Consider the following 15,253-nt stretch of genomic DNA (forward strand, 5'->3'; position numbering starts at 1 on the left):
AAGGGCAAAGGGGTGAAAAAAACGTTATTCCCCTTTCCGGACCCGCTGCCCCACGCCCGTTACCCCACGTTGCCTTACTATGGACTTCATCGAAAACATTCGCGAAGGGCTACGTTCCATTGCCGGCAACCGGCTGCGGACGATCCTAACGTCGCTCATCATCGCCATCGGCATTACGTCGCTGGTGGGAATTCTGACCGCCATCGACGGTATTCAGAGTTCGGTCGACAGCAGCTTTGCCGGGTTGGGAGCCAATACGTTTACCATCGCGGCCCGTCAGGAGGTTAGTCGGATCAGCGGTCGGGTGCGGCAACAGGATCAGCCCGTTGATTACCACCAGGCTATTGCTTTCAAGCGACGGTTTCCGTACGGAGCCACAATCGCCATCTCGACGGTCGTGACCAGTTCGGCTCAGCCGAAATACGGCTCCCGGAAGATGAACCCCAACGCGCTGGTGGTGGGTGGCGACGAAGCGTACTTGAACGTGAAGGGGTACACCTTGCAAAATGGCCGTAATCTGACCAGCAACGACCTGAATTATTCCCTCAACGTAGCCATCATCGGCAGCGAGGTCGCCAATACGTTATTTGAGAAAAAAATCAACCCCATCAATCAGTCCATCCGTGTTTCGGGGGCGCAGTACAAGGTAATCGGGGTGCTGGAACGTAAGGGCGGTTTGTCCGACGGCAACGAAGACCGGATTATTCTGATTCCGCTGGATAACGCCCGGGCGCTGGCCGGAACCCGCAAGCTGACGTTCGACATTACGGCCTCTGCCCCTGACCTGTCGAGCCAGGACATTGCCGTTGGCGAGGCAAGGGGGGTGATGCGGCAGATCCGGCGCGACCCGCTGGGGCAACCAGATTCGTTCGAAATTCAGCGGGCGGACGATCTGCTCAAAGAAACGCAGGAAATTACCGGCTACCTGCGGGTGGGCGGGTTTGGAATTGGCTTCATCACCCTGCTGGGAGCCTCCATTGCCCTGCTGAACATCATGTTGGTGTCTGTAACGGAACGTACCCGCGAAATTGGCATCCGGAAGTCGCTGGGCGCTACGCCGAAGCGGATTCGCGAGCAATTTCTGATCGAGGCCATCGTGATCTGCCTGCTGGGTGGTCTGGGCGGGGTTATCCTTGGGCTTAGTATCGGTAATCTTATTTCCATGCTGATTAGCGGGGGTGAAGGCGGCTTCGTGGTACCCTGGGCCTGGATGGGACTGGGGATCGTGGTATGCGTGGCCGTCGGGCTGTTTGCCGGAATATACCCCGCCGTTCGCGCGTCCAAACTCGACCCCATCGAAGCGTTGCGGTATGAATAAAAGGGGATGAGAGGGAGGAAAGGGAGGATGGGATGTTCCTACTCCTTTCCTTCCTTCCTCCTTTCCTCCCCTTTCTCCTCCTCTGGTAAATAGACCGTAAATGTGGTTCCGACACCGGGCTGGCTTCGAACGGCGATGGTACCGCCGTGGTTTTCGGCTACTCGCCGGGCAATGGACAGGCCGAGGCCCGTTCCCGGATACTGATTGCGGCCGTGCAGCCGCTCGAAAAGTTGGAAAACACGGTCGCTGTATTGTTCGTCGAAGCCGATGCCGTTGTCTGCCACACTGATCGCTGTCCACTGTTTAGGCTGCCGGTCGGGAATGCTGGCCGGAACGGCTTTCCAGGAAACCTGTTCCGCTAGTACCGAAATGACGGGTTGTTCGGCTCCCGGTGTACCGAGTGGTTTGGCAAACTTCAGCGCGTTGCTCAGCAGGTTCTGAAAGAGTTGCCGCAGTTGGGTGGCGTTACCCAGAAGGGTTGGTAGAGCGCCGATGGTGAGCCGGGCGTTCTTTTCCTGAATCAGTGTATCGAGATCGTTCCGTATGGTCTGAAGCAAGTCTGTCAGGCTAACCTCCGCAACTATTTCCTGCTGCGTTGATAACCGTGAATAGGTAAGCAGGTCGCGAATCAGGGTCTGCATTCGTCCGGCCGCCGACTGCATCCGCAGCACGATGTCCTGCCCATTGGAATCGAGGGCTGACCCGTATTGCTGGCGGAGGATGTCGCCAAAGGACTGAATTTTTCGCAGCGGCTCCTGCAGGTCGTGCGAAGCTACGTAGGCAAACTGTTCGAGGTTATGGTTCGAACGCTGTAGTTCCGTAATGAGCTGTTCGGATCGGTTCAGGGCTTCCCTCAGCAGGGTTTGATCCTGAGCGGCTACGATGAGCCCGTCGCCATGGCGGATGAGGGACAGGTTGAACCACCCGTCAATGCCCTTGTCGGAAAAGTACTGCTCAAAGCGTTGCGGTTCGCCGGTTTCAACAACCTCGACGTACCGGTCGAAAAGGCCCGAAGTCAGTAAGTTGGGTAAAACGTCGAGCATGGTCCGATTGGGTGTTTCGCTGATCGGGTGACCTACTAGCCGGGCATTGGCTTCGTTCTGAAGGATGTACCGAAAGTCGATAATCGTACCGGTTTCATTGCGAATCGCTTCAAACAGTGAAATGGGCGTCTGGCAGCCATCAAGCACGGTCTGAAGAATAGACGCCTGCTGCTCAACTTTCAGGATGGCTTTCTTGCTGGTCGTGATGTCGTTGAACATCACGACGATGCCTTCGCCCAGCTTGCTGATGGCTACGTCAAACCAGGAGTCAATATGGGGGTAATAATGCTCAACCCTGGAAAACTGGCCGGTCTGATACACCTCCGCGTAACGGTCCCATAACCCAATTTCTTTGGTTTGAGGATAAATCTCGGTCATGGTTTTGCCCATCACCTCTTCATACGTTCGTTTGGAAAGGCGCAGCGAGGCTTCGTTGGTCATCGCCACTCTCAGGTCCAGCAACTGGCCGCTTTCGTCCAGTACAGGGTCGTATAAGGTTATGGCGCTCAGCGACGAATTCATAATGCCTTCCAGCAACTCATGCTGCTGCTGTAGTTTGACCAGCGCCTGCTGACTTTCCGTAATGTCTGTGAAGACGGAGATGAGCGTATCGGCGTCGATTCGTGCTACGGCCAACTGAAGCCAGCCGTTGATACGGGGATAGGGAAACGATACGTGAAACGGTTCCCCACTTTCCATGACATGGCGATAGGCCGCCAGCAGACCCGACGAAACAAACTGAGGGTTTAACTGGCTGATGGGTTTGGACAAGGCGTCGGCCTGTGTGTGGCCGCCCATCGCCAAAGCCGCCGGATTGATCAGAACGGCCTGAAAATCGACAATCTGGCCGGCATCATTTCGGATAGTACGTTCCACCGTAATGCTGTTCGGCGACTGATCCATTACGCTGTCCAGAAACGTTTTCTGGCGCTCGATCGTAAGACTGGCCAGCTTTAGTTCACTGATGTCTTTAAACGACAGCACAAAACCCTGGGCCAGTGGGGTTGCCGAAATAAGAAACCAACCATCATAACCATCGGCCAGATAGTGAAACTCGAACGTTTGTGGTTCACCGGACTCGACGACCTCAATGTACCGCTGAAACAATCCGATTTTTTTGACGTCCTGAAAAAACCGGGTCATGGGCTGCCCAACAATCTGATCACCCGGCAAACCAATGAGCTGATTGACAAACGCGTTGGTCAGGCGGTAAATGAAGTCAACAATCTGGCCAGCCTCATCCCGGACGGTTTCGCAGTAGGTAATGTAGCTATCAGACGAATCCATCATCCCCTGTAGCATGTCCTGCTGTTCAAGTAGCCGCTGCTTGGATTGTTTTTCAACGTCAATATCCTGAAACAGCGTATAGAAACCGTCGCCGAATGCCTGAGTGTGCACCAGATACCACCGCTGTTTCACCGGCCAGAAAATCTCCCGGTTGACGACTTCATTTTCGTCGACCACCCGACGCAGGATTTCGGCATCAATCCGGTTCTCCGGCCGACGCTGAAACAGCAGTTGTTGTTCCAGTTGCTCGGGCGAGACGCCCAGGATATCGAGAGCGAGCTGGTTGTAATATACCGTCCGGTAATCGAGGATATGGCCGTCGGTTCCGCGGACGGTTTCGTAGACGACAATGCCGTTCAGGGTGTTATTCAGCGCAAACGACAGTAATTCGTTTTGCCGCCATAAGGCTGTTTCCGTCAGTACGGTCAGGGTAATGCCCCGGTCGTAAGGGACCATCGTCAGGTCATAGCAGGTGCGTCCATTCGCATGGTTGGTAAGCCAGGCTGTATGCTGTTTCGACTGACCGGTTTTCAGCGCATCGGCGGCTAGATCCTGTAGGGAAGCTTCGGCAAAGAAAGAAACTGCCGGATCAGCGGAGTCACTCGAAACGGTAGTGAGCAGGGTGTTGGCGGTCCGATTGGTAAGCAGGGGATGCCACTGCCGGATGGCGCCGGATTCTTCTTTTTGAGCTTCGTAGACAATTATTCCGCAGGAAGCACCGTCCAAGGCAGTCTGCATAAGGGAATGATCTGTCTCAGAGGCCGATGCAGCGGAGGTTGGCATCATAACGTTACTGGCCTGATTAACACTCACCTGGTAAAGTGTACTTACTACAAAGTAACGACATAGTTGAGATTCAGCAATAGCCGTTTTCCGATAATCTACTGTACGAAACAGGCTGACTTGCTGAGTACCAACTGGTAATGCCAGTTACGTATGATTGAGTTTTTATTTTGTTTGTAAAATAGGCGACAGTCTTCTACTTTTGCACCCACGTTCGCCAAAGCGGACCGTTTCCAGAAGGCCGGGATGGCGGAATCGGTAGACGCGTTGGTCTCAAACACCAATGTCTGCAAGGACATGCCGGTTCGAGTCCGGCTCCCGGTACATACAAAGCGCTTAACTAATTGACGTCAATTGGTTAAGCGCTTTTTCTTTGGGTTGGTGTATGGTTTTGTGTGTGCCATGTTTTGGTTATTATCTATTTATGATGGTAAACCGGGCTGCCTACTACTGCTGGAACCAGGCCTCATGCTAAGGTGGTCGGTCCGAAAGCTAACTTTTACGGGGCCACCTACCCGCTGATTATCCGCTGAGCGGTTGTTTGTGTAAGCCCTGGCTGATTAGTGTTTCAACAACCCCGGACTGATGGCCAAATCAACCCCTGATCACGATTTTCAGCTTCATCAGCTTAGAGATTATCTCTACGCTCGCCGGGAAAGTATCTTAAATCAGTGGCGGACCCGATGCGCGGTGGAGGAAGAACTGCATACACGTACCAGTTTTTCGCGCGAGGAGTTCAACGACCAACTGCCGGTACTGCTTAATATCTTTTCTCAGCGGATCGTCGATGAGCCTGAAGAGGCCGACGCCATAGATCGGTCGGGTCAGCATGGCTTACACCGCTGGCAGCGTGGCTACTCATTGGCCGAGCTGTTTAATGAACTGAATAACTTCTATGATGTCGTTGAAAACGAGCTGCATCAGTTTCTGGAGCTGTATCCGCAAACCCTGCCTCAGGTCATAACCCAGGCGCATCGTCAACTGCTGCGCTTGTCAAAAGACATGACGATGGGCAGCATGATGTATTATGATCAGCTGCGGCAAACGACGGCCGCTGAGCAGGCACAGGCGCTTCAACTGGCTTTGGATAACATTCAGCAGTTGACCAGACAGCGTAGCGAACACCTGCGTCAGGCTTCCCATGATCTGCGGGGTAGCTTTGGCATCCTTTCGGGAGCTGCCCATCTGTTACAGTTGCCCAGCAAAGAGGAAGAACGGGCACAGTATCTGGAGATGTTAAGCCGCAATCTGCTCTTAACCCAGCACATGCTCAATCAGCTTATGGACTACGCCCGGCTGGAAGCGGGGCAGGAAAGCGTTGATAGCAAATCGTTTGACGCGGCTGACTTGTTGCGGGACCTGGTGAAAGGAGCGCAGGGCTTTGCTAAAAGTCGCAATTTGATTCTCAGGGCCGATGGGCCCGACAAGCTACCCGTGGTGGGGGATGCCCTGAAGGTGCAACGTATTGTGCAGAATCTGCTTGTCAATGCCCTCAAGTACACGCCCAGCGGCTGGGTAAGCGTTTCGTGGACGCTGGAAAACGATACCCGTTGGGTGGTGAGCGTACAGGATACGGGACCGGGGTTGAGTGAGGGGCCAACGGCCTTGCTGGCCGATCAGTTGCAACCCTTAGTTGAGCCGACCGGCTCTCACCAGCCGGATTCCCCCAAAGATTATCCCGGTGAAAGCGTACCGCCCACCAGTCATAAGAAAGGGGAGAGTAGTCAGCGGGACGGCGAAGGCCTTGGGCTGTTCGTAGTCAAACGTCTGTGTGAACTATTGAAAGCCAGTATGGACATCGAGACCAGCCAGGCAGGAACGCTGATTCGGATTCGGCTGCTGGTCAACCAACAGATCTCCGAACAAGAAAATAACCGCTGATCGTCGCCAGGTAGTACTGCTTTTAGGTAGCTGAAAACCAACGTTAGGCGTTCAAATATCCCGGCTTTCTACCAGGGCATACCGGTAGTTCTCATGCTTTTGAATGATACACTGACAATTGCGCAGCATACCGTAGCCAAGTCATTTTACCTAAACCGTTTCCGGGGGTTGGGATGGGAAAGCAAGCTGCCGGAAGACTGAACGAGTCGCACCTGCGCAACACATTCCTTGAGAAAAAGTGGGCTTTGATTAAACGTAGCACGGTGTTGATTGTCCAAAGCACGTAAATCAGTTGTGTACAAAATTGCTTTACGATTAAATCGCGAAAAGCCGGGGCCCTGATGCACCCGGCTTTTGTTATAGACACAAGTATGTAGGTTGTCCGACAGCACCGGGAACTTAGAAACATCAGGTGTCTGGAAACATCCTGCTCAGGAGGTTACCTTTTTAGGTCATTTACTACATTATTTATATAAGAATACTATAGTGTGAAGGGTAATCGGTACAATTGAACAAATAGTTCTCACAACGAGACAAAGTAAAATCCTTTTGCGAAACATTCTAACGGTATCGCTATTGTGCCCAATTTTTAATGAATTAAAATTAATCAGATTGATTTAGTAAGCGCCTGTGGCGTTTATGGTGACTGATGTCTGAACAATTCAAACAGGATGCTAAAATGGGGTTAGTCAATTTTAAATTGGAATCATACCGTTTTAATTAATTTTGTTTAACTTATTGGCCGAAATAGGTGCGAAAAATTAAACAAATTAGAGTTATGAATACCCGGAAGGCCTCTTTTAACATCTCTGAATCGAAAGAAGAAAGCATTCTTACCGACTGGCTCACACAGGTGGTATTGTTTCATCGGTTGTTCCAGCAACTGAGTCAGTTTAGCTCGATCAAGACCAATGCTGGTCAGTGTTCGACTCAGACAATCCAGCATATGCATGAGACCGCTAAGAGAGAATTTAAAGATATGCTTGAAGATGTCCAGGAAGTCGATGCTTCGCTTGATAAGCATTGGCTCAAGCTCAAGATCCATACGTCTCGTCTTGAGCAATTAAATCAGTGCTTGCAGGTCCGGCTGCAACTAGTCAACCAATCCAGCAATTAAGCTCGCGTTACACGCAATGAATCAAGCATCAAAAAACTTGTCCGACCTGCTGGAAACGTACCTGCTGACCGTAGCCAGCCAGACTATCGACTCCGCAACACCGAAGCAACAGGCGGACTTTATTCACCTGATTCTTCAAGTGGGGAATGATAGCTCTTTTTTACGGCCCATGGAGGACGCTGATTGCCAAATGAGTTATGATGAAGAGAGCAGGAAGCTTAGACAGGACCGTCGCTGGCTGCTTGAGAAGGTGCAGGGTATACTTGATCGGAACCAGGCTTACATGGAGTACCTGCAGCAAGCTATCTGTCAGTGTGAGCACTATAATCAGCAGCGATTAGCTATCTGGTTAACTGAAAGCGCCAGAGTACGTATGGAGACACTAAATCATCGTCTTTCAAAAAGTTACCAGCAGCTCTTAACAAAGCGTCAGGCGTATCACCGGGCGCTCGAACTGGGTATGAAGCAATTGCTGGTTGAGTAGGCATTCTTATGCCGCCCGCAGGTTGCCCACGACTCCAGAAAGTGCAGTAAGCGAGTCGATACACGGTACGTATCGATTTATTTACCCATCCACTTTTTGAACTCATTAGCCCGTTCCCGACTGACCAGCACCTCGTCTGTGGGAGTGGGCCTGAGTAGCAATTTAAGTTTATGATTAAAGTAGGGGTGAATCTGCTGCACCGAATTGATATGGACGATAAACTGTCGATTCGCGCGAAAGAACGCCGTCGGGTCCAGCATGGTTTCTAACTCATCGAGTGTATAATCCAGCGTAAATTTCTGCTCCTGCACCGTATGCAGTAGTGTAACGCGTTCTTCCGAGTGAAAGAACGCGATTTCGCCCACCTCAATGGGTAACCACTGCGAGAGATGGCGAACCAGGAAACGACGACGGTAGTCAGTAGGTTGCCCCTGCTGACGCAGTTGTTGCACCAGCGCATCGATAGCAACTAGTGGAACCGGAGATGAGTTGGCCGGGCGGTTGAGTTGATGAAACTTATCCAGGCTGGCGATAAGCTCCTGTTGTTTAATGGGTTTCAGCAGGTAATCGATGCTGTTGACCTTAAAAGCCCGGATCGCGTATTCGTCGTAGGAGGTCGTAAAAATAACAGGGGCCGGAACGGTGGTTTGTTCAAAAATCTCAAAGCTCTGGCCATCGGCCAGTTCGATATCCATAAAAATCAAATCAAGAACCGGCCCACTTTTCAGATACGTTACTGATTCGTCAATACTAGCCGTTGTGTGGATCACGTTCACGTGCGGAGCTACCTCCGCCAGCAGTTGGGTCAACCGAAAAGCGGCCAGTTCTTCGTCTTCAATGAGTAGTACATTCATAGGGTTGACACAGGATATGAGTGGCGTAGCGTATCGGTTAAGCAGCTATTAATGGCAAAGCGACGACGAACTGATCGGCTTCCTGGCGCACGGTGGGATGCGGCTGGCCTAACATCTGGTATTTGGCCAGAATGTTCGTCAGACCCACTCCGTTTGACAGCACCTTGATCTTTTTAGGCTGAATGTTATTACACACGTAGAGATTCGCCAGCTCATCAGTTTTAATCTTGATCATCAGCGGGCGGCTGCTCAACACAACGTTATGTTTGACGGCGTTCTCCACCAGTAACTGCAGCGTCAACGGCGGTAACTGGTAGCGACTGTACCGCCCATCTACCTGAATCGTTAAGTCGAAGCCTGCGCCGTAGCGGGTACGTAACAAGTGCGCATACGAGTGAATGAACTGCAGTTCCGTGGTCAAATCGGTCAGGTCCTGCTCGTTAGACCGCAGCACGTAGCGGTAAACAGAACTCAGCTCTTCGGTAAACGTTTCAGCCTTTTTAGGGTCTACGCTGATGAGAGCAATTAATGAATTGAGGCTGTTAAACAAAAAATGAGGATTCACCTGTTGCTTCAGCACGTCCATCTGCTGCTGCATGTGCAGTTGTTTTAACTGGTACTCGCGCCGGGTGCTCTCCCGCAACTGGTTGTAGGTGAAGATCGACTCATGACAGCCCGCCGACGTAACGTTTGTTACAAAACCAATCATCAGCACCCAGGGAATCGTTTCAGGTTTGTAAGGGTATCCGAACTGGTCGTATGTCCAGTAAATGAGCAGGATTGTCGTCATCATCACCGCAACATAGCCCAGCATGGAATAGAGTAGTCGCTGGCCAAAATCATCAGGCTCCCCGTAGCAGTGACGCATGTATTTCATCCAAAGCGTAAGGGTCACAAACACGAATACAGCCCAGGCATTGGCAATTAAGGTTGTGGGTACGAACAAGGACCAGTCCTTCCAGTAAACTACTCCAAAAATGACGTAGTTAGCGATGTAAATAGCCGGATAGTTGAGCAGATAAATTAAGATGTCGTAGCGGTCGAACCGAGCCCACGGTTTCATGAAGGAGATACGTTAAAGCAATCAAAGATACAGGTTTATCCGGTGTGGATGGTAGTAACTACTCACTTACGGCCAGCAGGTTACTAAAAGGTAGCCTGCTGGCTCTGGTTAAAGAATTGTCAGATAGCGCCGTTGCAGATCAGCCGCAATTCCTTTTTTGATTGCTTGCCGTCCCAGCCAGTTGAGCAGCGGTTGCATGACGGACATCCAGCCGGTCAGATACGTACCACTGATCATGACGCTGTAACCGAGCGCATACGGATTTTTCGGCATCCCCTGAGCGTTACTTTGGCCGTCCCGGGCCAGTCCATAACTTATTTGAAGGGTTTGTTCAAAACCAGGGCAACCAGGAGCAATCCGGCACTGAAAACGGCATGGCGCCTGTGACTGGTTGAAGAAACGGTGCTTGCTACGTACCGGGGCTAAGGCTGACTCACCGGGTTTTAGCCGGATGATTCGTGAGCCAACCTGAATGCTAAGTTCACCCTCCAGGCAGGTGAATTCTTCGGAAAAGTCTTCGTGGTAGTGTAGTGGATTACCGCCACCGGCTGATAACGTGACTTCTACTAACGTATGGCGACCGCCCGATTCCCGGCTGGTTTCCAAAAAGACCACCTCGTCTTTCAGAATAGGATTGGTAATGGTTCGTGAGGAAATGGTTGTTGCGGCTGGTGTTTTTGTGGATTGCATGAGCTTGCGTTTTTAAGTTGATACGGCAAAGGTGCGTTGCACGGGGGCGGATTGCCGAGGGTTAATCAACCCAAACGGTACATATGTCTACTGAAGCAAGCACATCCGTATACCGGATCGGGCAGGAGTCCTTTTATCACCATGTCAGATTGGGGCAAAAAGAGCACAAAAAAGCCCGGTTTCCGAAGATACCAGGCTTTGGGTAACAATTGAGACGCGGATTACTTCAGGTCGAAGCGGTCAAGATTCATCACTTTGTTCCAGGCGGATACAAAATCCTTGACAAACTTCTGCTGCGAATCCGAACAGCCATAAACTTCGGCGATGGCGCGCAACTCGGAGTTCGATCCGATAATCAGATCGACACGCGTACCCGTCCACTTGAGTTCGCCGGTGGCGCGGTCGCGGCCTTCAAACAGGTCCTGCGCATCGGATGTTGACCGCCAGGTAGTAGCCAAATCAAGCAGGTTAACGAAGAAATCGTTCGTCAGCACCTCTGGGCGCTTGGTGAAAACCCCGTGAGACGAACCGTTGTAATTGGCGTTCAGCACACGCATACCACCCAGCAGAACGGTCAATTCGGGAACCGTCAGCGTCAGCAGTTGAGCTTTGTCGATCAGCAACGCTTCGGCCTTTGCGGTGTACCGACCTTTTACGTAGTTACGGAAGCCATCGGCGATCGGCTCAAGCACAGCAAACGATTCAACGTCGGTTTGTTCGGCTGAGGCATCAGTACGACCCGGTGTAAACGGTACAGTCACCTCAATACCCGCTTTTTTGGCTGCCTGCTCAATAGCTGCACAACCGCCCAGTACGATCAGGTCAGCCAGGGATACCTGCTTGCCGCCCGTCTGAATCGCGTTGAACTCGGACTTGATCGATTCGAGCGTATCCAGTACGTTGGCGAGCTGAGTCGGGTTGTTTACTTCCCAGTATTTCTGCGGAGCCAACCGGATGCGTCCGCCGTTTGCGCCACCGCGCTTGTCGGAACCACGGAAGGTCGACGCCGAAGCCCAGGCCGTTGATACAAGCTGTGAAATAGTCAGGCCAGAAGCCAGGATGTTGGCTTTGAGGGCAGCAATATCGGCGTCGTCGATCGACGCGTACGTAGCGGCTGGGATGGGGTCTTGCCAGATTAGCTCTTCGGCCGGTACTTCAGGACCCAGGTAGCGGGCGCGAGGACCCATATCCCGGTGGGTCAGCTTGAACCAGGCGCGGGCAAAAGCATCCGCAAACTGGTCGGGGCTCTCCAGGAAGCGCCGTGAAATTTTCTCATAAGCTGGGTCCACACGCAGGGCAAGATCGGTCGTGAGCATCGTTGGTGCGTGACGTAGCGCGGGGTCGTGGGCATCGGGCACCGTACCAGCACCTGCACCGTCCTTGGGCTTCCATTGGAACGCACCAGCCGGGCTCTTGGTCAATTCCCACTCGAAGCCGAAGAGGTTCTCAAAGAAGTTATTGCTCCATTGGGTAGGGGTGGTGGTCCAGGCACCTTCCAGACCACTGGTGATGGTATGCACGCCATGACCACTACCGTACGTATTCTTCCAGCCCAGACTTTGCTCTTCAATGCTGGCACCGGCCGGTTCTTTCCCCACGTACTCGCCTGGGTTAGCCGCACCGTGGGTTTTACCGAAGGAGTGACCGCCAGCAATGAGGGCTACGGTTTCTTCGTCATTCATAGCCATCCGGCCGAAGGTCTCCCGGATATCACGGGCAGCCGCGAGCGGATCCGGATTGCCGTTGGGGCCTTCGGGGTTTACGTAAATGAGCCCCATCTGAACGGCTGCGAGTGGGTTTTCCAGATCGCGGTCGCCTGAGTAACGATTGTCGCCGAGCCATTCCGTTTCTGCACCCCAGTAAACGTCTTCCTGTGGCTCCCAGAGGTCTTCGCGACCACCGGCAAAACCGAACGTTTTAAAACCCATTGACTCCAGGGCACAGTTTCCGGCCAGAATCATCAGGTCAGCCCACGAAAGTTTCCGGCCATATTTCTGTTTGACCGGCCACAGCAGCAGACGTGCTTTGTCCAGGTTAGCGTTGTCGGGCCAGCTGTTAAGAGGGGCGAAACGCTGCATACCAGCGCCCGCACCACCACGTCCATCAGCAATGCGGTACGTACCGGCGCTGTGCCACGCCATCCGGATAAAGAACGGGCCGTAATGACCGTAGTCGGCAGGCCACCACTCCTGCGACGTGGTCATCAGCTTGAAGATGTCTTCTTTAACGACTTTCAGATCAAGGGTCTTAAACTCCGTTGCGTAATCAAACGACTCATCCATCGGGTCAGACATCGATGAATGCTGACGTAGAATGGTCAGGTTTAACTGGCTGGGCCACCAGTTACGATTGCGGGTGCCTCCACCGGCCACATGATTCATTCTGTCGCTCAAGAAGGGGCATTGAGCCGCGCTGGAATTGTTCACATCAAGGGCCTCGTGGTGATGTCCGTTGTGGCCATTGGCACCATTGACCTGGTAGCTTTTTGAGGTTTCTGAGGGGCTCATATACGTTTTGATTTAGATTCTGCCGTCAAGTCAGTTAGTTGTAGAACCCAGCTTACTGACTTGACGGCAAAACGTTGTGTTTGTGAATGATTTCAGTGCAAATCTGTCGTTTATAAGTAAATAGATCAAATTAATATTTTCTATAATGTCATTCAAAATATCTATAAGATAGGCTGAGCGCTGAATAGGTCTTGGGAGGCTATGGAATACTATTGTCGATCATTCATTCAAGAGAAACAGGAGAATAAGCCAGAAGGGTGGATGTGTATAGTCATTTTCTGTATTGCTCTCCAATCCTATTCGTTATTGTACGATATGTCAGACCAGGAAATAAAATGACCCGAAGCAAGGCCTCGGGTCATTAGGTATCCACCGTAACTTGTAACTCAAGCGTAATCGATTTCATGTACGACTACTACGTCTTAGCGGATTTGACGTTTATGAAATAGGTCGTTTCCGGATAGTGGAGTTGGATTTCGGTAATCTAATGATGAAGTTTGCCGCGTTCTTCAAACTGAACAACACCTGCAACCTGATTGTCATATGACTGTCTCGAATTCCTCCCAATTAGCCAATCTCTTTCCGGCCGAAGACCAGATCCCGGTCGAGTATCAAATCCAGCCGTTGCACCAGCGCGAATACCTGATCAATGGCGAAATGCGGTCCTGGGACGGGCCGACCACAGACGTTTTATCGCCGGTATGCCTGACAGGACCAAATGGTCTTGAGCGAAAACTCGTTGGGAGTTACCCCGTCACCACCGATCGCGAAGCCCTCGAAGCCCTCGACGCTGCTGTTGCTGCCTACGACAATGGCCGTGGGGAGTGGCCAACAATGTCCGTTGGGGACCGGATTGCCTGTATGGAACGGTTCATCGGTAAGATGCTGGAGCAGAAAACGACCGTTGTGAATCTGTTGATGTGGGAAATCGGCAAAACACTCGGCGATTCGATCAAGGAGTTTGACCGGACCGTTACGTACATCTACGATACCATTGATGCCCTGAAGGATATTGACCGCGCCGGATCCCGATTCAAAATTGAAGAAGGTATCATTGGGCAGATCCGCCGATCACCTCTGGGCGTAGTGTTGTGTATGGGGCCGTTCAACTATCCCTTAAATGAAACGTACACGACACTCATTCCGGCTATTCTGATGGGGAATACGGTGTTGTTCAAGCCGCCCAAGCACGGTACGTTACTGCACTATCCATTGCTGGAAGCGTTTCGGACGTGTTTTCCAAAAGGCGTGGTCAATACGATCTATGGACGGGGAGCTAACGTCGTGCCAACACTGATGCAGTCGGGCCGGATCAACGTGCTGACCCTGATCGGTTCGAGCCGTGTAGCCGACAGCCTGAAAAAAATGCACCCTAAAAGCAACCGGCTCCGGGCGGTATTGAGCCTTGATGCCAAAAACGCGGGCATTGTTCTGCCCGATGCAGATGTAGAACTGGCGGTCAAAGAATGTATGCTGGGTACGTTGTCGTTCAACGGGCAGCGGTGCACGGCTATCAAAATTATCTGGGTGCATCGGTCAGTGGCCGATCAGTTTCTGCGCCGGTTGAGTGAAGAGGTAAACAAGCTGAAGCCGGGCATGCCCTGGGAACCGGGCGTGCAGATTACACCGCTGCCCGAACCGCAGAAACCTCAGTATCTGACCGACTGCATTCGCGAAGCCGAAGCGCAGGGAGCTACGGTTATGAACGAAGGTGGGGGAGTGGTTGAAGCCTCCTTTGTCTTTCCCGCTGTGGTGTATCCGGTTCAAAAGGGAATGAAACTGTACCGTGAAGAACAGTTTGGGCCAGTAATACCCGTTGTACCATTTGACGATATTGAAGAGCCGATCGACTACATCATCACCGCCGACCACGGCCAGCAGGTGAGTATTTTTGGAACCGATACAGGACAGATCGCCAGCCTGATCGATCCGCTGGTAAATCAGGTAAGCCGCGTAAATATCAACGCACAATGCCAGCGGGGGCCGGATACGTTTCCGTTCACCGGTCGCAAAGATTCCGCTGAGGGAACGCTGTCGGTTGAAGATGCGCTACGATCGTTTTCCATCCGGACAGTGGTAGCGACTAAAAACACCGATGGTAATAAAGCCATTCTGAATGACATAGTCGGTCAACACAAATCGCAGTTTTTGTCGACCAATTTCATTTTCTGATTCTGTACAGCAAACGACCGGGCAGTTGTCCCGGTCGTTTGTTTTTTGGTTATT

The 15,253-nt window shown here is 52.0% G+C and carries 10 protein-coding genes and 1 tRNA gene; 6 read left to right on the top strand and 5 right to left on the bottom strand.

The window, feature by feature from the left end; all coding sequences use genetic code 11:
• The first annotated feature begins 79 nt into the window (after positions 1-79).
• Entirely contained in the window at positions 80-1,318 is a 1,239-nt protein-coding gene (locus tag BN8_RS06195; RefSeq protein WP_009280958.1) for an ABC transporter permease, read from the top strand.
• Between the two features lie 38 nt (positions 1,319-1,356).
• Here the strand turns inward: BN8_RS06195 and BN8_RS06200 are convergent, their stop codons facing one another.
• Positions 1,357-4,386, bottom strand: coding sequence for a PAS domain-containing protein (locus BN8_RS06200; RefSeq protein WP_051041003.1), 3,030 nt, complete (start codon positions 4,384-4,386; stop codon positions 1,357-1,359).
• A 285-nt stretch (positions 4,387-4,671) separates the two neighbouring features.
• Between BN8_RS06200 and BN8_RS06205 the strand changes: the two genes are divergently transcribed.
• The 4 genes from BN8_RS06205 to BN8_RS06220 all read left to right on the top strand — a co-directional run bounded on the left by BN8_RS06205 (position 4,672) and on the right by BN8_RS06220 (position 7,913).
• Positions 4,672-4,755, top strand: a tRNA-Leu gene (locus BN8_RS06205).
• 261 nt (positions 4,756-5,016) lie between these two features.
• A complete protein-coding gene (locus BN8_RS06210; RefSeq protein WP_009280960.1) occupies positions 5,017-6,312 on the top strand; it encodes a sensor histidine kinase in 1,296 nt (431 codons plus the stop codon).
• A gap of 778 nt (positions 6,313-7,090) precedes the next feature.
• On the top strand, positions 7,091-7,429 hold the full coding sequence (locus tag BN8_RS06215) for a hypothetical protein (protein ID WP_040005492.1): 339 nt from the start codon (positions 7,091-7,093) through the stop codon (positions 7,427-7,429).
• A gap of 16 nt (positions 7,430-7,445) precedes the next feature.
• Positions 7,446-7,913 (top strand): hypothetical protein, encoded by a 468-nt coding sequence (locus tag BN8_RS06220; RefSeq protein ID WP_009280962.1) that lies wholly within the window; start codon positions 7,446-7,448, stop codon positions 7,911-7,913.
• 77 nt (positions 7,914-7,990) lie between these two features.
• Here the strand turns inward: BN8_RS06220 and BN8_RS06225 are convergent, their stop codons facing one another.
• From BN8_RS06225 to katG, 4 genes are all read right to left on the bottom strand, one after another.
• Positions 7,991-8,767 (bottom strand): LytR/AlgR family response regulator transcription factor, encoded by a 777-nt coding sequence (locus tag BN8_RS06225; protein ID WP_009280963.1) that lies wholly within the window; start codon positions 8,765-8,767, stop codon positions 7,991-7,993.
• A gap of 37 nt (positions 8,768-8,804) precedes the next feature.
• Positions 8,805-9,830: a sensor histidine kinase gene (locus BN8_RS06230; protein WP_009280964.1), complete on the bottom strand. Its 1,026-nt coding sequence runs from the start codon at positions 9,828-9,830 to the stop codon at positions 8,805-8,807.
• A 108-nt stretch (positions 9,831-9,938) separates the two neighbouring features.
• Positions 9,939-10,520 (bottom strand): cupin domain-containing protein, encoded by a 582-nt coding sequence (locus BN8_RS06235; protein ID WP_009280965.1) that lies wholly within the window; start codon positions 10,518-10,520, stop codon positions 9,939-9,941.
• A gap of 221 nt (positions 10,521-10,741) precedes the next feature.
• Positions 10,742-13,027: a catalase/peroxidase HPI gene (katG, locus tag BN8_RS06240; RefSeq protein ID WP_009280966.1), complete on the bottom strand. Its 2,286-nt coding sequence runs from the start codon at positions 13,025-13,027 to the stop codon at positions 10,742-10,744.
• Positions 13,028-13,570: 543 nt separating this feature from the next.
• On the opposite strand from katG, the gene BN8_RS06245 reads away from it, so the two are divergent.
• On the top strand, positions 13,571-15,199 hold the full coding sequence (locus BN8_RS06245; protein WP_009280967.1) for an NADP-dependent glyceraldehyde-3-phosphate dehydrogenase: 1,629 nt from the start codon (positions 13,571-13,573) through the stop codon (positions 15,197-15,199).
• Positions 15,200-15,253 lie beyond the last annotated feature (54 nt).

Origin of the sequence: Fibrisoma limi BUZ 3, assembly GCF_000296815.2 — a bacterium.
Lineage (GTDB): Bacteria > Bacteroidota > Bacteroidia > Cytophagales > Spirosomataceae > Fibrisoma > Fibrisoma limi.